At 37.8% G+C, this 23462-nt stretch carries 30 protein-coding genes; 5 read left to right on the top strand and 25 right to left on the bottom strand.

Annotated elements, in window-relative coordinates; translation table 11 throughout:
* Window positions 1-63: 63 nt before the first annotated feature.
* The 25 genes from QM859_RS01055 to QM859_RS00935 form a co-directional block, all read right to left on the bottom strand.
* Entirely contained in the window at window positions 64-483 is a 420-nt protein-coding gene (locus QM859_RS01055) for a hypothetical protein (RefSeq protein WP_414261797.1), read from the bottom strand.
* Between the two features lie 11 nt (window positions 484-494).
* The gene (locus QM859_RS01050; protein ID WP_045616007.1) at window positions 495-1064 is read right to left on the bottom strand and encodes a major tail protein; all 570 of its coding nucleotides are present in this window, start codon (window positions 1062-1064) and stop codon (window positions 495-497) included.
* A gap of 2 nt (window positions 1065-1066) precedes the next feature.
* Window positions 1067-1393, bottom strand: coding sequence for a hypothetical protein (locus QM859_RS01045; protein ID WP_414261795.1), 327 nt, complete (start codon window positions 1391-1393; stop codon window positions 1067-1069).
* A 7-nt stretch (window positions 1394-1400) separates the two neighbouring features.
* Window positions 1401-1769, bottom strand: a complete 369-nt coding sequence (locus QM859_RS01040; protein WP_414261794.1) for an HK97 gp10 family phage protein — start codon at window positions 1767-1769, stop codon at window positions 1401-1403.
* Entirely contained in the window at window positions 1747-2100 is a 354-nt protein-coding gene (locus tag QM859_RS01035) for a head-tail adaptor protein (RefSeq protein WP_414261793.1), read from the bottom strand. Before QM859_RS01035 ends, QM859_RS01040 begins: the two co-directional genes overlap by 23 nt.
* Window positions 2100-2357, bottom strand: a complete 258-nt coding sequence (locus QM859_RS01030; protein ID WP_414261792.1) for a head-tail connector protein — start codon at window positions 2355-2357, stop codon at window positions 2100-2102. Before QM859_RS01030 ends, QM859_RS01035 begins: the two co-directional genes overlap by 1 nt.
* Window positions 2358-2359: 2 nt before the next feature.
* Window positions 2360-3565 (bottom strand): phage major capsid protein, encoded by a 1206-nt coding sequence (locus QM859_RS01025; RefSeq protein WP_045616002.1) that lies wholly within the window; start codon window positions 3563-3565, stop codon window positions 2360-2362.
* Window positions 3566-3583: 18 nt separating this feature from the next.
* Window positions 3584-4282: a head maturation protease, ClpP-related gene (locus tag QM859_RS01020; RefSeq protein ID WP_414261791.1), complete on the bottom strand. Its 699-nt coding sequence runs from the start codon at window positions 4280-4282 to the stop codon at window positions 3584-3586.
* Window positions 4275-5561 (bottom strand): phage portal protein, encoded by a 1287-nt coding sequence (locus QM859_RS01015; protein ID WP_414261789.1) that lies wholly within the window; start codon window positions 5559-5561, stop codon window positions 4275-4277. Before QM859_RS01015 ends, QM859_RS01020 begins: the two co-directional genes overlap by 8 nt.
* A gap of 69 nt (window positions 5562-5630) precedes the next feature.
* Window positions 5631-5969: a type II toxin-antitoxin system RelE/ParE family toxin gene (locus QM859_RS01010; protein ID WP_061421031.1), complete on the bottom strand. Its 339-nt coding sequence runs from the start codon at window positions 5967-5969 to the stop codon at window positions 5631-5633.
* A complete protein-coding gene (relB, locus tag QM859_RS01005; RefSeq protein WP_061421032.1) occupies window positions 5962-6255 on the bottom strand; it encodes a type II toxin-antitoxin system RelB/ParD family antitoxin in 294 nt (97 codons plus the stop codon). The genes QM859_RS01010 and relB overlap by 8 nt, the downstream gene beginning before the upstream one ends.
* Window positions 6256-6320: 65 nt before the next feature.
* Window positions 6321-7913, bottom strand: a complete 1593-nt coding sequence (locus tag QM859_RS01000) for a terminase large subunit (RefSeq protein WP_414261788.1) — start codon at window positions 7911-7913, stop codon at window positions 6321-6323.
* Entirely contained in the window at window positions 7910-8383 is a 474-nt protein-coding gene (locus QM859_RS00995; protein WP_001007670.1) for a phage terminase small subunit P27 family, read from the bottom strand. Before QM859_RS00995 ends, QM859_RS01000 begins: the two co-directional genes overlap by 4 nt.
* A 277-nt stretch (window positions 8384-8660) precedes the next feature.
* Window positions 8661-8873, bottom strand: coding sequence for a DUF4314 domain-containing protein (locus QM859_RS00990; RefSeq protein WP_368396542.1), 213 nt, complete (start codon window positions 8871-8873; stop codon window positions 8661-8663).
* A 59-nt stretch (window positions 8874-8932) separates the two neighbouring features.
* Window positions 8933-10105, bottom strand: a complete 1173-nt coding sequence (locus tag QM859_RS00985; RefSeq protein WP_414261787.1) for a DNA cytosine methyltransferase — start codon at window positions 10103-10105, stop codon at window positions 8933-8935.
* Entirely contained in the window at window positions 10102-11358 is a 1257-nt protein-coding gene (locus tag QM859_RS00980) for a site-specific DNA-methyltransferase (RefSeq protein WP_414261786.1), read from the bottom strand. The genes QM859_RS00985 and QM859_RS00980 overlap by 4 nt, the downstream gene beginning before the upstream one ends.
* Window position 11359: 1 nt before the next feature.
* On the bottom strand, window positions 11360-11791 hold the full coding sequence (locus tag QM859_RS00975) for a helix-turn-helix domain-containing protein (protein WP_125841173.1): 432 nt from the start codon (window positions 11789-11791) through the stop codon (window positions 11360-11362).
* Window positions 11792-12054: 263 nt separating this feature from the next.
* Window positions 12055-12420 carry an HNH endonuclease gene (locus QM859_RS00970; protein ID WP_156672182.1) on the bottom strand — a complete coding sequence of 122 codons (366 nt, stop codon included), beginning with the start codon at window positions 12418-12420 and terminating at the stop codon, window positions 12055-12057.
* Between the two features lies 1 nt (window position 12421).
* Window positions 12422-13459, bottom strand: coding sequence for a methionine adenosyltransferase (metK, locus tag QM859_RS00965; RefSeq protein ID WP_414261785.1), 1038 nt, complete (start codon window positions 13457-13459; stop codon window positions 12422-12424).
* A gap of 49 nt (window positions 13460-13508) precedes the next feature.
* The gene (locus QM859_RS00960) at window positions 13509-13703 is read right to left on the bottom strand and encodes a DUF6900 domain-containing protein (protein WP_049520278.1); all 195 of its coding nucleotides are present in this window, start codon (window positions 13701-13703) and stop codon (window positions 13509-13511) included.
* A 56-nt stretch (window positions 13704-13759) separates the two neighbouring features.
* Window positions 13760-13987, bottom strand: coding sequence for a DUF7678 domain-containing protein (locus tag QM859_RS00955; protein WP_139658617.1), 228 nt, complete (start codon window positions 13985-13987; stop codon window positions 13760-13762).
* Window positions 13988-14172: 185 nt separating this feature from the next.
* Window positions 14173-14655 carry a hypothetical protein gene (locus QM859_RS00950; RefSeq protein WP_142557328.1) on the bottom strand — a complete coding sequence of 161 codons (483 nt, stop codon included), beginning with the start codon at window positions 14653-14655 and terminating at the stop codon, window positions 14173-14175.
* Window position 14656: 1 nt separating this feature from the next.
* Window positions 14657-16024 (bottom strand): SNF2-related protein, encoded by a 1368-nt coding sequence (locus QM859_RS00945; RefSeq protein ID WP_414261783.1) that lies wholly within the window; start codon window positions 16022-16024, stop codon window positions 14657-14659.
* A complete protein-coding gene (locus QM859_RS00940) occupies window positions 16005-16286 on the bottom strand; it encodes a VRR-NUC domain-containing protein (RefSeq protein ID WP_006153521.1) in 282 nt (93 codons plus the stop codon). Before QM859_RS00940 ends, QM859_RS00945 begins: the two co-directional genes overlap by 20 nt.
* Before the next feature lie 278 nt (window positions 16287-16564).
* Complete coding sequence (locus QM859_RS00935) at window positions 16565-18850, bottom strand: phage/plasmid primase, P4 family (RefSeq protein WP_414261782.1); 2286 nt, start codon at window positions 18848-18850, stop codon at window positions 16565-16567.
* Window positions 18851-19159: 309 nt separating this feature from the next.
* On the opposite strand from QM859_RS00935, the gene QM859_RS00930 reads away from it, so the two are divergent.
* The 5 genes from QM859_RS00930 (at window position 19160) to QM859_RS00910 (ending at window position 23449) form a co-directional block, all read left to right on the top strand.
* A complete protein-coding gene (locus tag QM859_RS00930) occupies window positions 19160-19294 on the top strand; it encodes a hypothetical protein (protein WP_255296299.1) in 135 nt (44 codons plus the stop codon).
* Window positions 19269-19592, top strand: coding sequence for a hypothetical protein (locus QM859_RS00925; RefSeq protein ID WP_125841166.1), 324 nt, complete (start codon window positions 19269-19271; stop codon window positions 19590-19592). The genes QM859_RS00930 and QM859_RS00925 overlap by 26 nt, the downstream gene beginning before the upstream one ends.
* On the top strand, window positions 19585-20706 hold the full coding sequence (locus QM859_RS00920) for a DUF2800 domain-containing protein (protein WP_139658613.1): 1122 nt from the start codon (window positions 19585-19587) through the stop codon (window positions 20704-20706). Before QM859_RS00925 ends, QM859_RS00920 begins: the two co-directional genes overlap by 8 nt.
* 4 nt (window positions 20707-20710) lie before the next feature.
* Window positions 20711-21259, top strand: a complete 549-nt coding sequence (locus QM859_RS00915; RefSeq protein ID WP_046391433.1) for a DUF2815 family protein — start codon at window positions 20711-20713, stop codon at window positions 21257-21259.
* Between the two features lie 234 nt (window positions 21260-21493).
* Window positions 21494-23449, top strand: a complete 1956-nt coding sequence (locus QM859_RS00910; RefSeq protein ID WP_414261781.1) for a DNA polymerase — start codon at window positions 21494-21496, stop codon at window positions 23447-23449.
* The last annotated feature ends 13 nt before the right edge of the window (window positions 23450-23462 follow it).

Here is a 23462-nt window from a genome sequence, read left to right as displayed (position 1 = left end):
TTGAAATATGTTTTAAGTCGTCTATGGATAAACCAGTTTCCTTACAACAAAATAGATAGCTTTCTACCGTAAAGATTTCTTCACTTGCTGTTTCTGTTTGATCTGCTTTTTTCTTGTATTCATCCCTTGATTAAGCATGTTCATTAAGATAGTTGCTACTTCTTGAACTGGAAACTCCTCCATCTCCATAAAGAATTCTTTGAATGGTTTAATTCTTGGATTAGCAGATTTCGCAAATACCCAAAAAATTCTGTGAAAAAAAGTCATATCAAAATTGGTCAGGATAGATAGATCAATGTCACCAGTTTCGAGTTTTTCTTCCTCATTTAGGTGTTCAATCTTATCGAGAATTGACTGCGTATTCACCATTGAAAACAAGTCTTGAAAATAATCTTTACCAAACTGTTCTTTATAAGCAATCGGTGTATAGGCATTAGTAGCTAATTCATAGGTCTTTCCTGAAATTGTAATACTATCTCTCATCTGTAACTCCTTTATTCACGAGGTTCAAAGACTTCCTTGAACCAATTCTGACGAATCTCATCACTTGTTTCTTCTGTAGTTTTGCGACGAACCACCTTATCAAGTGGCCGAGGACTTGCAGTAAAGTTTAGCTCAACCTCATTAATATCAGAACCAGATTTTGTTTTTGATCCCATTGACGGACGTGATGCGTAACAGTAATACAAAACATGAAGTGTTTCTTTCTTATCTCCTTCAAAACGAAACATCAGAGCGAAATTCTTCTTTTCAGCATTTGCGATTTCAGAAATCGTTTTAGTTGTTGGATCTAATTTTTCTCCTAAGACACGAGTTAAAAATTCTTGAGTTAATAAGGCGAGCTTCAATGTTCCCTCATAACCATCATTTGATTCCGAAGTATAAAAGTTGATATTATCTGCCTTGTATGAACCTTTGTCACCAGTCGGTTCCAAGGTTAGTTCTGCTGCACCTCGTAATCGTTCAACCGTTCCATAAGTCAATGCACCATTTGAAGCTTCAGTTGTAACTTCTGCCCAATGAACATCTTGTAATCCGAATGTAACTTTATTTTTTTCAGTCATAACTATCCTCCGTTTAATGAAATGTAATATGTAATTTGATAGAGTTTTTCAGTTGAGATATAAGTCTCTACTTTGTCAAAAAAAATTGAATGACTATCAAATAAGTCATCCATCTTAGTTTCGATTCCTAAGTCCTTCTTTAAGGTATATAGTTCCACTTGAAGATTAAGAGTCTTATGATAGCTCCAATTATCAGCTCCAGTATTTTCAGAGTCCTTAACAAGATATACAATAAATGGTGGAGCTGGACTTCTTCCTTCTTCAAAATGATGATAAGTTACTGGCAACTTTGATTTTATTAAAATGTTATAGAAATCTTTTAATGTCATGAAATCCTCACAATCTTTGTCTCAGCCTATCTTCAAGTGACTTAACGGCACTTTTTTCAACGATTTCAATATGTTTTTGCCCTTCTACTCGACCACCATTTTGTTTAGCGTGACCATTTTCTAGGAGATGAGTTAAGCCTGGTGTTCGGTTATGAATGGTTTTTGTTAAGCCTGTAGGACTGTCACTTGTGGTCTTACTTTTCCAACCTCGTGCATACTTACCAGTTTTTCGTGGAGAAGAGATCTTTAAAGTATCTACAGCACTATCTGTTACTTCTTCTACTACCTCTCGCATTGCAGATGTCGTCTCTTTAATGTAATCACCCAACTCTTGATCAATTACTTTTTCCAACTCATCCATTCCTATCCTGTTCATAGTCATTCTCCTTAGTTGCTACAATATAAATCAATTGCCTAGGAACGCTATCACCATCAATTGAATCTATCGTAAAGTAGGCGTCTCTGTACTTTATCCTAGCTTTTAATGAACTTAGATTTAGTACCGCTTTGTCGTACCTTAGTGTAAATTGAATTTTGTTATAAAGAAGTTTAGACACACTCCCCTCATTTTCTGTCAAGGTTAATGGGCGACTAGAGCACCATCTTTGGAAAACCGTGTTCCAAACTGAAGATTCATTTCCAATTTCATCAACCACAATTTTACGCACTTCAAATGTAAGACGGTCACGTAATGGAGCAATTTTCATCAAAAGATATCCTTCCTATCAGCTAATAGTAGGTGATATAACATTTGTTTTAACTCTTTATAATTAGCTGTTTCACGGTGTTCATAAAGATAGGCAACCCCGTACAGGATTGCCATTCTTAGAACCTCACTATAAGTATTTTTCCTTAATGTTTCTTCACATAGCTTTTTACTTGTTTCAATCAATTGCATAATCAAGTCATCTTCATCCTTGTTTTCTACCTTAAGGTAAAGCTTTGCTTCTTCTAGACTTATCATGGTTATTTTGCTTTCACAGTTAAAATTTTCACTGCTTCTGGTAATACTAATTTTCCGTCAACACGTTGAGAAGCTAGAAAACCAATTTGACCATTATTAGCATAAAGTTCATTAAGACGTTTAAAAGTACGTCCTTGGCGATCTGCAATCCAGTAATAAGAGAAATCACCAAATGCAATAGCTTTATTCCCCTGTTCAGGTAGAGGTGCAAAGGTAGATGTATAGTATGGACGGTTAAGAATTAAATCTGGTTGTCCAGCTTGTGTAGATGGTTGCCAAATGTAATTTCCGTTATTGTCTTTCAGTTTACGGATTGCTTTGACAGTTGTATCATGAAGAATCCATACTGCATTTTTACGATACGGAGCAGGAAGAGAATGATACAATTCAATCATGTCATCAAACGTAATGTCTTTAGTCGTCGTTGTAGGACCAGTAACATTTGCTTGCGTAAAGATTCCTGTTGGTTTCTTTGAGCCATCTCCAATAAGGAATGATTTCTCTTCTTCTGTACCAATACGTCGTGCAAACTCACTAGTCATATAGGATTCTAAATCAAATACTGAGTCATTTAACAATTCTTCTGAGATTCGAATAGCTGTTCCAATCTTATGTGAATCAAGTGTTACTTGACCAAATGTCTCATCAGTTTCAGGATAAAGTCCATTTTCATCCATCCATGACGCAGTTCCATGCCCTGTAACAACTGGAATCTTCCGCTCTCCACTTGATGTTTTAATGACGGTTGCTAGACTTCGGAAGAAATTCTCTTCTTGAAGACCTTGAACTAGTTTTTTCTCATACTCATCAGGTACTAAATGGCCACCCTCTGTATCTTCTCCAACACGAAGAACATCCTTAACATCAAAGAAGTTACGCTTACGGACATTCGTCCAAAAGGTTTTGGAATAGACATCAGACTTTGTTCCCTTCTTCTCATCTTCTACCTCACTATCTTTTAAGACAGTGGTAGGCTGTCTTGTCAAAGCCTGAGAAGTTGGTTGAGCAAGTTCTAGATCAATCTTTTCTTGTCGTTCTAAGCGAGCGATTTCTTGATTATAGCGATTGATTTTACTTTCCATTTCATCATAGCGTTGAGAATCTTCTTCTGAGACTAAACCATCTTCAGTTCGCACTGAGTCTAGGAAAGTTTTTGCTTGTTCCCAAGCTTGATTTCGTTTTTCTTTTAATTCAAGTAATTTAGACATAGGTTAGTTTTCCTTTCATTATTTCAATAAATCTAATCGTTTTCTTAACTGATTGAGAGGAGTCGTTGATAAAGGTTTGTAGCTATCTATTTTGGCTTGAAGTTTAACAACAAGGTTATGATCCGCAGTGGCTCTACTAAATGAATAACTGCTAATTTCTAGCTCTTCTTTAGGTTCATCTTTATCGAATATAATCTTGTCCGCAAAGCCAAGTTCAACTGCTTTTCTCGCATTAAACCATGATTCAGAATCCATTAAATGTGAGATTTTTGCCCTAGATAATCCTGTTCTTAACTCATAGGCATTCACAATGGACTCTTTGATTTCCCCCAACATTTCAATAATCTTTTCCATATCTTTTGCTTCACCTTGTGCAATCGTCCACGGATTGTGAATCATCATCATTGCAACAGGACTCATGGATACTGTTGTTCCAGCCATGGCAATCACACTGGCAGCACTAGCGGCAAGGCCATCAATTATGACATGCACATTTCCCTTGTAATCCATCAGCATGTTATAGATTTGTGCTGCAGCAAAAACATCACCCCCTGGACTATTAATCCAGAGGGTGATATCACCTTTTCCTGCATTTAAATCATTTTTAAAGAGTTGTGGAGTAACTTCATCTCCAAACCATGTTTCATCAGCAATCTGTCCTTCAATACGAAGAGTGCGAATATTCCCTTCGTCTGAAAAACTCCAAAATTTACGCATCTTCTTCCTCCTTTGGTTTTTCTTGAGGTTGTTCAATTGCCTGTTTTGTCATAAAACCACCAGCATCTTTTAATTTAGTCATATTTCCGTTAATCAAATAAAGGTTTCCTCCTTCTTCATCTGTTAAAAGATTTAAATCTTCAAGTTCTCGAATATCATTTGTAGATAGCCAGCCATTCTGTCTTGCAATAGCATACCCACTCATACGACTTTGATAATCTCCACGTAATAAACCATCTACATTGAACTTAACAAAGTACTTCTTCTTTTCTTCAGGTAAAAAAAGAGACCTCTTGAAGGCCTGTTCTAAACGAACTACCCAAGGGTCTAATGTGTATTTTACAAACTCTAGTGATTGTTGCTCGATATTTGAAAATGAAGATTTTTCTAAATCACCAATCATATGTGGTGGTATCCTATACAAACGTGCAATCTCATTGATTTGAAACTTCCGAGTCTGTAAGAATTGCGCTTCTTCTGGTGGAATACCTATTTGAGTGTACTTCATCCCTTCTTCTAGAACTGCAACTTTATGTGCATTTGTGACACCGTTATAAACCGCATTCCAAGAATCACGTACTCTTTTTGGATCCTTCAAAATCCCTGGATGTTCCAATACACCACCAGGATTTGCACCATTTTTAAAGAATGATGATCCGTAATTCTCTGTAGCCAAGGTCATTCCAATAGCGTTCTTTGCTAATGCGATGGGAGAATAACCAATCAATCCATCAAAACCGAGTCCTGGAATGTGAAGGACATCTTCTTGTTTTAAAATAACACTGCCTTTATCCCTGAAATTTGGATTTTCTTCGGTCTGACGTTGATATTTGTAGTAAAGTTTCCCATTTTCATCACGGTGTACTGACATTTTATCTGGTAATAAGGGATACAAACTGATAACCTGACCGCTCTTATCCCTTATGATTTGAATATAGGCATTTCCCCATATCAAAAGATGAGTCATCAAAGTTTCACGAAAGACAAAAGAAGACATCTCAGGATTTGGTTCATCATGAAGTAAGAAATATAGAGGGTGTTCAAATTTTTTCTCCCTCCCATTAGATGTTCTTTCATAAATGTGAATGGGTAGAGAGGCGACAGCTTCAGCTAATATTCTCACACAAGCATAAACGGCTGTTGTCTGCATTGCTTTAAATTCATCGACATTTTCACCACTAGAAGTTCGTCCAAAGAGATAGGAAAAGTCCTGCCCTTCATAGCTATTATGCGGTTTATCTCGTGATCTTTTTCTTCCAATAAAATCTAAAAATCTCATCTAATCCTCCATTTTTGAGCACAATAAAAGCACCTCATTTATGAGATGCTCTACAAATTATAATTGAATTTACTTATTGAATAACTTAGCCCAATTCTGCTTGGAATTTAAAATTCTGGAGACATAAACCTCATATTTGTCTATATAATAAAAAGCTAAGTAATTTTCAATTGGCATATATCGGTAACGTTTACCGTCATCTGTTAATTCACCATAACCTCGACTCGACACCAAAGGGCATGCTTCTGGAAAGGTTTCTAAAGTTTCTAGTGCCGTTAAAATAAGGTCTAGTTTACTATCGGCAGATTGTTGGCTGTAAAAATTCAGTACAATATAATCATGTATTTCTCTCAAGTCTTTCTTAGCTTGATCCGTAAGAGAAACATGGTAACGCTTATGATTAACCAAGTCCAAATTCCTTTCTTACATCTGCTAAAGAGGTTAGTTTACCTTGCTCAATTTCTTGATGTCCCAACAAGATCTCTTTTTTCAAGTCTTCAAAAGCAACCTGATATTGGGTCTCTTGTGAATCACTAAATACGAACTCTTTAGGGTCAACCGCACCTGTCGCAATTTTACGAAGTGCAGCATTAAAAATATCTGACAGCGTTAACTTTTCATCAGCTAAGATTTCTTTCGTTTGTTGGTAAAAAGTCGAATCTGCTCTAAAATTAACAGGTTGAGTACTTGCCATGATTAATACCTCTTTGTAAAGATGTTTTGTAAATACATTGTATCATCTTTAGATTTAAAATTCAACTAAAAGCTTAGTATTCCTCGCTCATCATAAATACTACTATCATTATTTTGGTGTCTAATACATCTATCAATCCCCATTATAAGAGCAACAATTCCATCAATTTTTTCAACTGATTTCTCCTTATCTGGCTTGATATTTCCTGCTGGGTCTTGGCGCATGACTACGTTTTGCGACATCCATTTTAGAACTGGTTGTCCTCCATGTTGGATACGACCTTCCATCATTAGTTTAAATAATTCCTTTGACGGTGGACTCATATCCTTGTACCCCTGACCAAAAGGAATCATCGTCAGTCCCATATCTTCTAAATTCTGCACCATTTGTGTGGCATTCCATCTGTCATAGGCGATTTCTTTTATATTGTATAGCTTTGATAAGTCCTCAATGAACTTCTCAATAAAGCCATAATGAACTACATTACCTTCTGTCGTCTTTAGATAACCTTGCCGTTCCCATACATCATACAAAACATGATCCCTACGGCAACGAAGTTCAAGAGTATCTTTTGGTAACCAGAAATAGGGTAGAATGATGTAATTTTCTAGTTCATTCCTAGGTGGAAAAACTAAAACAAAGGCTGTGATATCGGATGTACTTGACAAGTCTAGTCCAGCATAACACTCACGACCTTTCAAACTTTCAAAATTGATTGGTGCATCCCCTTTGTTGTATACATGTTCTGGAATCCAAGCAACTGTAGAATTTGTCCACATATTTAGCCGTAGTTGCTTGAATACATTTTCTTCAGCAGGATTATCGAGTGCTTGTTTATAGGCTTCTCTGACGCGGTCTAAACCAATGGTATGACCTAATGACGGATTTGCTTTTAACCAATTACTTTCGTCATTCCAGTCCTCTTCATCAGATAAACCATAAACGACAGGATAAAAAGATGTATCATTCTTTCTGCCCTTTAAAATATCAAGTGCTTTTGTGTGTAACTCGTAACAAATTGAATTCTTATCTGTTCCTGCAGTAGTAATGATGAAAAATAAGGGTTGTTCTCGTGCATCTCCTGAACCTTTAGTTAAGACATCATAAAGGTGGCGATTGGGTTGCGCATGTATTTCGTCAAACACGAGTCCTGAAACGTTGAGACCATGTTTTGTACCAGTTTCAGCGGACAAAACTTGATAGAAACCTGCATTAGAGTAGTTAACAATTCGTTTCGTAGCACCCATTATTTTTGAACGTTTCTCTAAAGGTCGACTCATTAGTACCATTTGTTTTGCTACATCGAATACAATAGAAGCTTGATTTCGGTCACATGCTGCACCATAAACTTCTGCACTGGCTTCATTATCTGCATAAAGTAGATAAAGAGCTATTGCTGCTGCTAGTTCACTCTTCCCATTCTTTTTGGGAATTTCAATATAAGCAGTTAGAAATTGTCTATTCCCATCTTCTTTAACAATCCCAAATATATCTCGTACTATCTGTTCCTGCCAAGGTAAAAGTATGAACTTCTGACCTGCCCATTTTCCTTTAGTATGACAAAGGTTTTGAATAAAAGTCACTGCTCTATCAGCCTTACTTTTATCATAATGTGATGAAGCTAGCATAAAAGGAGTTGGTTCATAATGAAAAGTCATAGTAAACCTCCCAACAAATCTTCCATTTCGTCACCATTACCAACCTCTGAATCCATAGTAGCTAAACGATTCCTAGCGGATGGGGTTAGACCAAATTGTTCGCAAAACTTCAGCATGATTTTTAAATTAGTTTGACTAATTGAAACTTGTGGAACTTGCTGTAAATACCCATTTGGTGTCTTTAAGATAGAACCATGTTTTGATAAAAACTCCTCTGCTTCTTTCCAACGTGCGTAAGCTTGACAATAACCTGCAAATGCGGTCATATCCATTTCCGTCAGTAATCCCATTTGTTCCAATATTTTTCCCATCCGCTTCCATTCCCTCTTAGCATCTTCTTCAAGCCACTGGGGGCAACGTGGAGCCTTCTTTTGAGGTTTTACTTCATTCGTTGGGAGAGGCCGTTTACCAGGATTACCTTCTAGAACTTTTAAATTTGTAGGTTTCGGTTTACGTCCTCTAATTGCCACTAATTCACCTCCTAAAATAAAAAGAACTCAGATTGAGTTCCAAATTATAATTTATTGTATGTATCCACTATTTCTTGATAGATAATTTTATCCAAATCATCCATTCGGTCAGTAATTTTACCATATTCATAATGAAAAACTATTTCTTTATTTCGTTTAATTTTTAGGATTGCTATCCAAGCTCCATCAATATGTCGATCATAAGTACTGTATTCCCTAAGAAACCCAATATGATAGTGCCGACCATTGCACTCTCTAGTTATCATTTCCCACATAACTATCCCAATTTCATTATTTTATCAATTCCGTAAAGTACATTTAAACTTTGTCCATTATCCCAATTCACTAAAATTGAACCAATATCATCAACACCAATTACCGTACCGAGAGTACCTATAGGTGGTGCAAATGGATCCTCCATTTCGAGTAATTTGACTCGAGTTCCATTGGGATACAATGATTTCAAAGTCTTCACTTTTAAATCATCCATAATATAACCTCTTCTCTTTTGTTTAGTACATATTAACTCTAAAGTTCATCTTTATCCAGTTATTTCTGATGATATTTTGAAGATAATATAGCACAACCAATAGCATAAACAACTGGTACTGTGACTCCGTTTCCTGCTTGTTTATAAAGTTGTGCATCTGAATTTACAGCTTTTGCCTTTTCAAATAAGTCATCATTAAAACCTTGAAGTCTAAAACACTCTTTTGGAGTAAGTCTTCTAATTTTGACAACACGACCATTCCAAACTACTGCGCCCATCTGGCAGCTACATGAAAGGTTGTGAGCTATTCCTCTCCCTACTCTTGCCCTTCTCGTTAATGAACTTGGATAAGAAAGATCAACCGAGTCACCAACCTCCGCCAATTGGTAACCTTGCTTTGTTCCGTTCCTAACCTTGATACCTTGTGTCAAAATTGGTTGAACCTCAAGCACTCCAGAGTTCATTGCTGTACGCTTTGTTGCACCAGCAGTATAACGAGCAGTTATACATCTTGCTTCTTCAGTTAACTTTGGTCCAGTTAGCGATTGGTCAATCAGATATAGACCTGTCTTAGCTCCTAGTCCACCACCCTCTCCAACAAGTGTTGTTGCAATACCACTAGGGTCGTAGACACGGTAGCTTTGCATACCGCCTACAAGTTGCTTAAGATGGCTACTGCTTTCTCTGCTGAGAGGTAGTACTTGTCGTCGACCTTTTCTTCTAAGATGTCCGAGAGTGTAGATTCGTTCTCTGTTTTGGGGTACTCCGTAATCTTTTGAGTTGAACACTTGCCACTCAAGGTCGTACCCTGCCTCGTCCAAGATAGAGAGATAGTCGAGATAATCTCGTCCCCCACCACTTGATAAAAGTCCTTTAACATTTTCAAGGAGAACCCATTCGGGTTTATCTTCTTCTTTTTGGCTTTTGATGAGTTCAACAAATGTAAAAAAGAGTCCACTTCGCTCACCGTATAAGCCGGCTCGTTTCCCTGCGATAGACACATTTTGACAAGGGCTTCCCGCACACCAGAGATCTGCTTTTGGTAATCGTAATGGATCGATTGTTGTGATATCGTCATGAAACCATTCTCCTTTCGTATCATACATTGCTTCATAAGACTTGCGTGCAAACTTATCTTTTTCGCAAAATCCTATACATTTCATACCTGCTAATTCTAGCCCATGTCGAAAGCCACCAACTCCTGAAAAGAAATCTAGAAATGTTAGTGTCATACTTGTTCCTCCAACTCCTTTAACACTTGGTTATAAGTTAAAACCTCATGATTACGTTGTACGGTTACTTCAGTATCGCCTGTAACTTCTATATAGCGTTTAACAATGACATCCACAAACTTTTCATCCAGCTCGATTCCATAACAAACACGTCCAGTCTGATCTGCAGCTATTAAAGTAGAACCAGAACCTAAAAATGGATCTAAAACTATTGTTCCACGCATAGAAGAGTTTTGAATAGGGTAAGCCATAAGTTGAATTGGTTTCATGGTTGGGTGCTCTTTACTAGACTTAGGACGGTCATATTCCCAAATGGTAGTTTGCTTCCGATCACTAAACCATTGATGCTTTCCTTTTTTCTTCCACCCATATAAACAAGGTTCATGTTGCCATTGATATGGGCTACGGCCTAATACAAGTGAGTTCTTTTTCCAGATACAACACCCACTCAAATAGAAACCAGCATCTTTAAAAGCTTTACGGAAGTTGAGTCCTTCCGTATCCGCATGAAAAACATAGATAGACGCATCATCTTCCATGTGATTTTCTACTTGAGTAAACATAGAAAGGAGAAACTGATAGAAGTCACCGTCAGACATATTATCATTTAGGATTTTCCCAGCCGTCTCTTCAACGTCAACGTTATAAGGCGGATCTGTTACAACTAAATTAGCTTTCTTATCACCAAGTAATTGGTCGTAGGTTTCTGATTTGGTAGAATCACCACAAATGACTCGGTGCTTTCCGAGTTGCCAAATATCGCCACGTCTTGATACCGTTGGTTTCTTCAATTCTTCTTCCACATCAAACTCATCTTCAGACAACTCCTTGTCATGGACATTAGAGAGGATATTATCAATCTCTGGCGGTTCAAAACCAGTCAGGTCTAGATTAAAATCAGACTCCTGTAAATCCAAAAGTAAGTCCGCTAAGAGAGTTTCATCCCATTGACCTGTAATCTTATTGAGTGCAATGTTCAATGCTTTCTCATCTTCTTTGGGTAAATTAACGATGACGCACTTAGCAGTTTCATAGTCTAAGTCTTTAAGAACTGTCAAGCGTTGATGACCACCAATTACAGTTAAATCTTCATTGACAATAATAGGATCCACATATCCAAACTTAAGAAGCGACTGTTTAATCTTCTCATATTCTTTATCCCCTTTTTTGAGTTTCTTTCGAGGATTATAAGCTGCAGGCTTTAATTCTTTCAGAGAGAGTTCTTTTATTTCCATTGTTGGTTGGTTCGTCATTTTAGACTCCTTTGTAAAATCTTATCTGTATGTAGCAGGCATGGCTACAATACTTTCTATTAGGATTGGCATAAGATAAAAATGACCTACCACAACACTGGCAAGTCATTTCTTCATATGCAGTTAGTTCCTTATCATGCTCCTCTTGATGATTTTTCCACCAATTTATTCTGCACCTGTCTGAGCAAAATTTCTTCGGTCGTCCAGTTTTATTAGGAACCATAGGTTGAAAACATTGAGGACAGTTTGTACCATCTTGAACTCGTTTCTCAACCATCAAATACGGTAATGTTCCTTGTCCCTTTAACTCAGGATGTCTTTTACAATACTTCTTAACAGAGTCCTTAGATAGACCAATTGCTTTAGCAACTTCACCATATCCTAAACCATTTTTCCTAAGTAACCAAATTTGTTCTCGTTGAAAGTTATTCATACCTGTTCCTCACTTTTATACTAAAAAATAAGGTTATTTTCGTACCTAAATTTAAACAAATTTACGAAAATAACACTCACTTAATTCTATATTCTTACTGGATTCTTTACTATTTTGAATTGATTTTTATATCCCACCCTATCAATTTTGCGAAATTTTACGTTTAAGGGGGCGTCGGTCTTTTACGGACAAGGATTTAGAGATTTTATCCCCCCTTACCCCAAATTATAAAAGAGAGATATTTTTAGAACGTAACTACAATATTAAAACCGATAGGTATATTCCACATATAGGTCCGTTGTCTTGGTCTTTCTATCATGACAAGATTTACAGAGAGCTTGCCAGTTAGATTGATTCCAAAAGAGTTCTTGGTCACCTCGGTGGGGAGTGATATGATCAACCACTGTTGCCTTGGTCAGTCGACCTTCTCTTTGACAGTAAACACAGAGAGGATTGAGCTTTAAGTAACGAATCCGCGCCTTATTCCACCGTGAATTGTAACCTTTAGCTTTGGTTGTCTTGGCGTCAAGTACGTGGTTAGTCTTGTGGTCATTGCAGTACTTGTTTCCATAGGTCACAAGGTTTGGACAACCATTCTGCTTGCAGGGAGTTCTTGGTCTACGTGGCATCTTACTGCTCCCAAGGAAGAGTTGGTTTCGTAAAATGTCCAAAACATGTAGATTGAGTGTAGTCTACGTTTAGAAGATCCAACTCCTTGATAATCCCTTTCGGTGTTAAATCGTACCGTTCTTTAATCATTCCTACCAATTGCTTGCTCGTATAGTTACTTGTTCCAAATGTTTCTACATGAATAGAAACCGGTTCTGCGACCCCTATAGCGTATGCTAATTGAACTTCGCATCGTTTAGCATATCCTTCACGAACGATGTCTTTTGCAATCTTACGTGCCATATAAGCTCCTGAGCGATCCACTTTACTTGGATCCTTTCCTGAAAATGCACCACCACCATGATGGGCAAATCCACCATAAGTATCAGCGATAATTTTTCTTCCAGTAACTCCAGCATCTGCATAAGAACCACCAAGAACGAAACGACCAGTTGGATTCACTAAAATGTTAAAATTAAGGTTTTGTTTATACTGTTTTGCAACTTTCATCATGGATTCTTTAACAATAGATCTTAAATTCTCAATTGTTATTTCATCGCTATGCTGAATTGATACTAAGAATGTTGTAATTCTTTTATTGTCATAATCATAAGAAACCTGTGCCTTAGCATCTTTCCCTAAGAGCGGATGCTGAAGTTCCATAAGTTTCTCAAGAACACGAGTTGCTAAAACGTAGGGAAGCGGCAAGTATTCATCGGTTTCGTCAGTTGCATAGCCATACATCATCCCTTGGTCTCCAGCACCGCCTGTATCAACACCTTGAGAAATATCATCACTTTGTAAACCGATAAGATTCGTCACAATAATATTTTCCATTCCTAGTGGTTTAACGACATTTCGAACAACTGTTTTTAAATCAAACAAGGCTGTTGTTTTCATTTCCCCAGCAACAACTATATGATTATCTTTGATAAGAGTTTCTACTGCAACCCTACTATTCTTATCTTGTTCTAAACATACTGTTAGAACTGCATCTGAAATCTGGTCACAAATTTTATCTGGATGGCCATTAGATACTTGTTCACTCGTAATAATCATTCTTTCCTCCACGCAAAAAGCCTTCCAATTTGGGTAAGGCTCTGTTTTTTTATTTTGCTTTTCTACCTGCTTCATAAGCTTGTTCAAGCATTTCTTTCAATGCCCAAACGCTGATGTCATAAAAGTCAAGGCTGTCACTATTTCTCGTTTCTAGTGTTTCAGCGCCAATTCTATTTTTTGCGATTTTTGTTAAAATATCCTCTTTCTTCATGGTTTTATCCTCTTTCTTTTTTGTTGTAACCATATTACCTCTAAGAGCAGGATATATCCAGTCGTTTGTGCATTATTTTAAAGATATTTTTAAACTTTTAAAGCTTTCAAAACCACTTCAAGTATAGCTTCCTGTTCATCAGATTCTGGGTAGATATCCCATCCTCTGTCATAAGAAATGATAGTCTTTTCAGCAACATCAACCTCTAATTTGAATACACATCCTAAATCAATACCTACATCAGAAGGTTGGTCACTGACTTTTGCTATGTAATCAACTATTTGTCCGTGATAATGAATCTGCCCTCTGGTCCACATGGTTATTCTCCTCTTATTTTTCTAGGTGTACATTACCGTAGAACCAGAATTTTATCCAGTGAACATAGCCGATTTTCTATCTTTTTTGACATCTTAAGTATATCACAGTCATTTTTAAAAAGCAGTACCATCTTAGTAACAACTTAGTAACAGGGTAGTACCACCTTAGTAACACCCTAGTATCATTATCCATTTATACTCAAGGTTTTACCAGCAAAACGGTAATATTCTTTTACTTGTTTTAAGGCTTTTTGTCTATATCGACTAACTGTCATTCTAGAAACATTATGCTTAGGTAGTAACTCATCCCATGTCAATCCAGCTAAGACCAAATCAACAACTACATCCCTCATTATTTCATCAACAGAAGAAACAGCAAGTTCGAAGAAATCGAGATCGGTTTTTAAATGACAGTACTTTTCAAACAGTGACTCCTGATATTCTTTTTCCTCTGCTAAGAACTTATCATGAAAAGATAGAGCCATATTTTCTGTCCTAACATTAGTTTTACTCGTTTTAACACGTTCTTCATTTGTCTGTCTAGTAGCAAGAGAATAGAGAAAAGCATCTTCTGAAATGGGTTTATAGTTTTCAATCAAGTTCTTTGCAATTGTTAAATCTCTTTTTGCATCTTGATAGTGTTGAAAATAGTAGTCTACTTTATCCATATCAACCTCCTACTTGTGCTTTTACTGCTTCAATCAAACGTGATTGTTGTGCGTCTTTGGCAGTTAAAGCTTTTAGAATATCAGCATCAATTGTACCTTCTGTTACAATATGCTGAATAATCACTGTGTTTGATTGTTGCCCTTGTCGCCAAAGTCGAGCATTGGTTTGTTGGTACAGTTCAAGAGACCAAGTTAACCCAAACCACACTAAGTGATGACCTCCCTTTTGTAAATTTAGACCATGTCCTGCGCTAGCTGGGTGTAGCAAACCCACAGAGATATTCCCTTTATTCCATTCATGAATATCAGTTTCACTTTTAAGAACTGTACTTTGAATCCTAAGTTTATTCAATCGTTCTTGAATACGAAGTAAATCATGTTTGAACCAATAAGCAACCAACACAGGTTCTCCATTTGCTGCTTCGATAATATCTTCAAGTGCATCTAGTTTTTGATCATGTAACTTGATAATTCTATGATCATCAGAATAAACTGCACCATTTGCCATTTGAACCAGTTTATTGGATAAACTAGCAGCATTTGCTGCTGTTACTTCAATTTCGTTAGAATCAGAAATAACAGATTCCTTTTTAAACTCTTTATATCTTTTTGCTTCTGCGTTTGTGAGATGGACTAATTTTTTCGTTGAGATTAATGTTGGCATTTGTAGATAATCCATTGCTTTCATAGAAATTGTGATGTCATCAATCTTGTCAAAGATTTGACACTCTGCATAGTCCATTGGTATATATTCATAGACGACGTTTCCATTTCTACGTCCCTCTCTAAAATAACGACTTCGGTATTCTCCAATAAAACGACCCAAACGGACACCACCATCAATGACCTTGAACTCCGCAAACAAATCCATCAATCCGTTGGAACTCGGTGTTCCTGTTAAACCTATCACTCGTTTCATGTAGGGGCGCATGGCCATAAAAGCTTTAAAACGTTTTGATTGCCATGATTTGAATGAACTTAATTCATCAATGACAATCATATCCCACTTGAAATGCGGATGACACTGTTCAACTAACCAAGGGATGTTTTCACGATTTACAATGTAGATATCTGCATCTTTTTGGAGTGCTTCTTGTCGTTGTTTAGGAGTACCCACAATTTTTGAATATCTCAAATGAGACAGTTCTGTCCATTGCTCTATTTCGTCACTCCATACTGTATTTGCGACTCTAAGTGGAGCAATTACCAAGACCTTTGAGACCTCATAGCGATCAAACATCAGTTCATTAATAGCTGATAAGGTTGTAGCTGTTTTTCCCATCCCCATGTCTAAAATGACTGCTGCATAAGGAGTTTTTATGATGAAGTCTTTGGTGACTTCTTGATAGTCATGCAGTTTCAATTTCATCCAATATCCCCTCAATATCTTTCTTATTATCTAAAACATAGACTCGAAATCCTAAATGTTCAAATAACTTATGCCGTGACACCTGCAAAGCTCTAGGATGTTGATTAGGTGCTTTTACTTCCACCAAACCAAACTTGCCATTGGGTAAGAATACCAATCGGTCAGGTACTCCTGAAAAGGAAGGTGATACCCACTTTGGACAGATACCACCACGCTTTAAAACCTCGCTTGCTAACTTTTGTTCTATCACTTTTTCTCTCATACTTGTCCTCTCATCAGATTTAAATGGTGGAGGTCTAATGAGGTCATATCCTAAACTTTCCTTATATACTTTTTCTTAGTTATATTTCCTATAGAGATAGTTTTAGAAAAGACCATCATTGACTTACACTAAACAAAGAAATGGAAGTCATGGAACTTAATCCATAAACTTTTTGACCATACTTCACAAATTATTTTTCACTGAATACTTCAACGACTTACACTCAAAAAATACTTCATTTAAAATCTACTGGTGATACAGCCTCACTGTGTAAGTCATTAGTTTAGAAAATCATCGTCATCAGCTTTTAATGATAACCCCATAATAAAATTCCCTTTATTAGTTCGTTTTCGTTCGTAACCAGCTTGATTAAGTGCAGCATAGAAATCAGTTGTACTTCGTGTGTATTCCAAATTTTGAAGGCAATATGCACGATACTTACTGTACAGTTCTCCTGATTTCTCACTTAATGTTTCTCCCACGACACAACTTTCATTGATGAAATGCCCCAACCAGTCATTAGCTTCACGGTAAGATTTGACAGAGTTTATTACTGCTTTTGGAACTGATGTTTTAAAATTTGCTTTGATGGCTTTTTCCGCTCCTTCAATAATCCACGATAAAATTGCTGGTGCCGCATTGTCATACAAATGGTCCGCAAAGTTTTTGATGTCAGAGCGGCCAGTGATTTTAGCATTAAAAGGAATAACAACCAAACGTCGCCACGTTCCATCATCGTTCGCTCCTACTTTAGGCAGATGGTTAGTGTAAAGAACTAGCGTGTGTGACGGCACGAAGTGAAAAGGATCCTTGTACTTTTTCTCAGCTTGGATTTCATCAGTTGAAGTAATCTGCTTAACAACAGCTGTATTGAGTCTCATGCCTTCTGCCATCTCAGAAGCAATGACCAGTCGTTTCCCTTTTAGCTCAGCAAGCTCAGGACTCACGTTACGCTTGTTTGACATGGTTAAAGCATCCGCAGATAGTTTTCCTGAATAGCTCCCTAGCACACGAGCGATGGTATTCCAAAAAGTAGACTTGCCATTTGCTCCACCACCGTATGCGATAATCATGTGTTCTTGGTAGACCTTTCCAATAGCTGCCATACCAATTATTTCTTGAACATAATCAATTAATTCTTGGTCATTACAGAAAAAGGTAGCCAATGTTTCCTGCCATAATCCCAGTCCCTGATCACTAGGAGAGATTGCGGTTATTTTAGTTATATAGTCTTCAGGATTATGTTCTTGTGACCCATTTATTCCTTTTCGTAAATCATAGGTAGCCTCTGGGGTATTGAGTAATAAGTCATCACTATCTAATTCTGACAATTCTACTGAAAGCATTGGTTTTGCTGTATTATAGACAGCCATCAAATTCTTATAGTCACGATGTTTCATAACAAATTTATGAAACTCTTTGGCTGCAAGATAGGCTTTTAAATATTTTAATTGGAGTGGAGTTTCAACTGCATTTTCTAGACGCTTTCCTCCTGCCTTAATGGTCAATTCCTCAATACCTGAAGACTGAAGTTGCTTCTCTGCAGATTCCAAGAGTACATTCGCTTCAGCAAGTTGTTCATCGGTAAAGTGTACAACTGCACCTAATGCCAACTGCTTATTCTCACGCCAGTGAGTTCCATCATAGTAAAGATAGTCCGTTGCATTGGTGTAAGCTAACTTCTTGGCATACTCTCTAGCAAGAACTCCCGCTTCCCCAACATCCGAGTAATCATCCGGTTTTAATGTTTCTCTATTGAAAGCATCTGGAGCCACATAACCTTGCGAGGTTTTAATAGTTCTGTTGTAGAATCGGATTGCACTTCCCCAGATGGTATCCAACTCTGCTTTATCAAGTGGCGGTACACATTTCTGTGCCTGCTCATCAAAGCCATCTCTTGCTTCTTGGGTCACGCCTAAACGTTTGAGAATCTTAGCCGCAAAAACCGACATTGTTGAATTACGACTCCCTTGCTGGATTGGACCACTTGGTGGAGTATAGAATTCTGCATCAAAATCTTCCTCGTCATCAATAGAAACAGCTTGAAACAAATCTTCATCAATAGTTAGCCATGAATCATGCCAAACAACTTCTGCTTGTGGATTTCCAAAGAAGAAACGTGCCGCATCTTTGGCATTATCATCAAAGAACTTGTACTGATTACAAAGTTCTTCCTTCATGGCCACATAGATATCCTTATCTGCCACCTCGTTGATTTGGAAGTAGATATGAAATTTAGGTCTTGGAACTTTTCCTGCCTTTACCTGCATATGACTTCGACTAGTTACCAAGGCAAAGTTGCAATCCGCAAAGATTTCTTTTAATCGCTCAACTGTCATCCATTCATCTGGATTTTCAGAATGGTCATTATCAATATCCATGACCAAAACGTCCGACTTGATAAAATTGGCATTTGAGCGTGCATTGTTTAAGAATATCCCTGCCACATGGTCAAATTGCACAACAGTTTGTAATGATATTTCATCAATAATGGTTACTTGATTGGGATAGACCGTGGTTGTCTGAACCCCAGTCTGTCCAGAATGAGATAAGGTAAATTGCATTATGCGCCCTCCAAATGTAATTAATGATATGGGGAGATTTTCCCTCCTACCTTAATAGGTAGAACTACGACTCATTTTTCCGCCTCTTAATAAAAATTTTTTCAAAAAAAATAATCTTCCTTTATATAGCTAGAGGAAGATTATTTTATTGCATAACAAATTAAAAAAATTTTTATAAAAAAGCGGAAAATTTCAACCCAGTATTACCTATATAGGTGTAAGAGATGAAAAACATCGATTCAAAAAAATTTTTAATAAAAACCGGAATTACTGTTCACATCTCTACCTAATAAGATAGGAGGTCACAAAATGACTAAAGAAATAACTGTGAATCACAATGATGAACTGGTCGATACTCTAACTGCCATCAGCGTCATCTCAAAGCAACTCGCTCGTAAGATAAAGGAGGAAGAAAACAATGAGCAAAATGAAAGAACTGAATAGACTAATTCATGATATGGAAGAAACCGCAAAGTACTACCTTCGCTTGGTGGATGAGTTCAAAAAACTCCTATCTAATGATAATGAAACAGTTCCTGAACCAATATCACCAAAATCTGAATCAAAAAGGGAAATTCAACTGGAGGATGTCCGTGCAGTCCTTGCTATAAAGGCAAAAGATGGCTTTAAGAATGAGGTTCGTGCTCTTCTAAATGCTTACGGTGCTTCTTCTCTATCAGCTCTTGACCCTAAATACTTTGCGACAGTCCTTGAAGAAGCTGGAGGGATTGGTAATGACTAACCACGCCATTCTATCTGCTTCTGCATCACATCGTTGGTTGAACTGCCCACCTTCCGTTCGGTTAACTGAAGATATGCCAGATGTAAACTCTGAGTTTGCCCTTGAAGGTACGGATGCTCACGAGTTATGTGCTTATCTAGTCGAGAAAGCTTTAGGTAGGAATGCGCGTGATCCAACTGAGGATTTAGCATTTTACAATCATGAAATGCAGGATTGCGCAGAAGAATACTGCAATTATGTCATGGAACAAATCGAGAAAGCCAGAGGCTACTCACGTGACCCTACAGTTCTTGTCGAACAACGACTGGACTTTTCTAAGTGGGTACCTGAAGGATTTGGAACTGGAGATTGCCTTATTGTGGCAGACGGACTTCTTCAGGTTATTGATTATAAGCACGGACTTGGTGTTCTAGTTGATGCAGACTATAACCCGCAAATGATGTGTTATGCACTTGGTGCTCTTGAGATGTTTGACGGTCTTTATGATTTTGATAAAGTTACCATGACTATCTTTCAACCACGAAAACATAACATATCTACCTTTGAGATAGAAAAGACTGAGTTGCTTAAATGGGCTGAAAATGTACTCGCTCCAAAAGCTGAACTTGCATTCAAAGGTGAGGGGGATATGCAGTCTGGTAAACACTGCCAATTCTGTAAACTAAAGAATATCTGTCGCAAACGTTCGGAGGATAATTTGGCTCTTGCCAAGATGGAGTTTGCAAATCCAGCTACTCTTGATAACGAGGACATTGCAGAGATTTTGCCTAAACTAGACTTGTTGATTTCATGGGCAAACGACATCAAAGCTTATGCATTAAATCAAGCCACAGATGGATATCCTATCCCAGGATACAAACTGGTTGAAGGTCGCTCAGTTCGTAAATTCTCAGATGAGTCAGCCGTTAGCCAAGCTGTGATTGAAGCAGGCTATGATCCTTATGAGAAGAAGCTGCTCACTATCACTGCCATGACAAAGTTACTTGGCAAGAAAACTTTTAACGACCTACTTGGTGGTCTCGTAATAAAACCAAGTGGTAAACCAACACTCGTTCCAATTGACGATAGCCGTCAAGAGATGAATCTAGCAAAAAATGAATTTAAAGAGGAATAACTATATGACAACTAAAGTAATTACAGGACCAAACACTCGCTTCAGCTACTTAAATGCCAACGAACCAAAATCTATCAATGGTAGCACTCCCAAGTATAGTGCCTCACTCATTATTCCAAAAGAGGATACTGTCACCATTAACAAGATTAAAGCAGCCATTGAGCAAGCTTACAAAGAAGGTGAGTCAAAACTCAAAGGCAATGGCAAATCTGTACCTGCATTATCTACTCTGAAAACTCCACTTCGTGACGGTGACCTTGAACGCCCTGATGATGAAGCATACAAAAATGCTTACTTCGTAAATGCTAACTCTCCGCATAAACCTGGTGTGGTTGATGGCAATCGTCAAGAAATCATTGATACTTCAGAATTGTACTCAGGTATCTACGGTCGTGCTTCTATTACCTTCTATGCTTTCAATTCTAATGGCAACAAAGGTATTGCTTGCGGTTTGAATAACTTACAAAAATTACGTGATGGTGAGCCGCTCGGAGGACGCACTCGTGCTGAGGATGATTTTGCGACTGAAGATGATGATGACTTTTTGAACTAGAAATGGAGAATTAGATTGATGATGTATACTATTTTAACTTGTACAATTATGGGACTTTGGGTGCTTATCGGACTATACTTCGGGTATATGACTATTAGAGATGATATTCGAAATGAATTGGAACGAAAGGCGAAGCAAAATAAAGAAAAACTTAGCCAAACACCACTCAGTCGAAAAAATAAATAGAACTTTAGGTGGCAGTACTTCTGTCACCTTTTTCAGAAAGGACGTACTATGCCAATTAAAGAACTCAGCATTGACATCGAAACCTATTGTGAGATTGACCTACGAAAATCTGGTGTCTATCGCTATGCGGAAGATGACAGTTTTGAAATCCTTTTGTTTGCTGTATCTGTCAATAATAGACCAGTGACTGTTTACGACTTAACTAAGGAGAAGTTACCACAAGATATTCTTGAAGCTTTAGTAAACGATAATGTTATCAAATGGGCTTTCAACGCTTCATTTGAACGAATTTGTCTATCCAACTGGCTCAAGAAACTTCATCCCGAATTGTTATCAGATGGATTTCTCTCACCAATTTCATGGAGGTGTAGCATGATTTGGTCAGCCTATTTAGGACTTCCACTCTCCCTTGAGGGAGTTGGAACAGTTCTCAAACTCAAAGACCAAAAGATGAGAGAGGGGACTGACCTCATTCGCTACTTCTGCGTACCTTGTAAGCAGACGAAAATTAACGGTGGACGGACACGTAACCTCCCTCATCACGCGCCTGACAAGTGGTCTACTTTTATCGATTACAACAGACGTGATGTTGAGGTCGAATTGGCCATCAAGGAACGGCTAAAAAACTTCCCAGTACCTGCCTTTATGTGGGATGAGTACCACCAAGATCAGATTATCAATGACCGTGGAATTGGTATTGACATTGACTTTGTTCAGTCGGCTATCAAAATTGATTCAGAGAGCAAAGCTAAAATCCAAGAAGAACTAAAAACCTTAACAGGCCTTGAAAATCCCAACTCTGTTCTGCAGATGATTGGCTGGTTACGAGAACACGAAGTAGCAACAGATTCTCTAGACAAAAAAGCTGTGAAAGAACTTCTCAAAACAGTTGATGAAACAACTGCTCAAGTTCTCAAACTTCGTCAGCAAGCTACCAAATCAAGTGTTTCCAAATACCAAGCGATGATGAACTGTGTTTGTAAGGACGGTCGAGCAAGGGGGATGTTTCAATTCTATGGAGCAAACCGAACTGGTCGATGGGCTGGCCGTTTGGTGCAACTTCAGAACTTACCACAGAATCACCTTCGTGACCTAGAGGAAGCTAGAGAACTTTTCAGAACAGGTGACTTAGAAGCTACTGAGCTACTCTACGATACTCAGGATACCTTATCGCAACTTATCCGTACAGCTTTCGTTCCAAGTGAAAGAAAGAAATTCATTGTTTGCGACTTTTCAGCTATCGAAGCTCGTGTACTCTCCCACTTAGCTGGTGAGAGATGGCGTAGTAAGGTCTTTGAACAAGGTAAGGATATCTACTGTATGTCTGCGTCACAAATGTTCGGTGTGCCAGTTGAGAAACATGGTCAAAATGCAGACCTACGTCAAAAAGGGAAGATTGCGGAGTTGGCCTGTGGCTATGGTGGAGCAGTTGGTGCACTCAAAGCCATGGGTGCACTTGATATGGGACTATCAGAGGACGAACTCCAACCACTTGTTAACTCATGGCGACAAGCAAATCCCAATATCGTTCTCTTATGGTGGGATGTCGATAATGCTGTAAAGACTGCTGTAAAGGAACAAATTCCAACATCTACTCAAAATATTCAATTTGAAGTCAAAAGTGGCATATTGTTCATCACCCTTCCTTCTGGTCGTAAATTAGCGTATATCAAGCCAAGAATTGGCGAGAACCAGTTCGGTGGAGAGTCCATCACTTACGAAGGAACTGGAACTGCCAAACGTTGGGAACGACTCGAAAGTTACGGCCCAAAATTTGTGGAGAATATCGTCCAAGCCATCAGTCGTGATATTCTTGCTTACTCTTTGAAGCAACTGAAAAAGTTTAAAATTGTAGGCCATGTACATGATGAAGTTATTATAGAATGCCCAATGGAACAAAAACTCGATGAAGTTGCGTCATTAATGGGGATTGCACCAGATTGGTTGTCTGATATTAACCTTCGTGCTGACGGATACGAATGCTTATTCTATCAGAAAGATTAGCAAAAAATCGCCA

The sequence above is a fragment of the Streptococcus infantis genome (assembly GCF_047463175.1).
Classification (GTDB): Bacteria; Bacillota; Bacilli; order Lactobacillales; family Streptococcaceae; genus Streptococcus; species Streptococcus infantis_AC.
The sequence above is the reverse complement of the archived record's forward strand: the minus strand, read 5'-3'. Positions and strand labels throughout refer to the sequence as shown.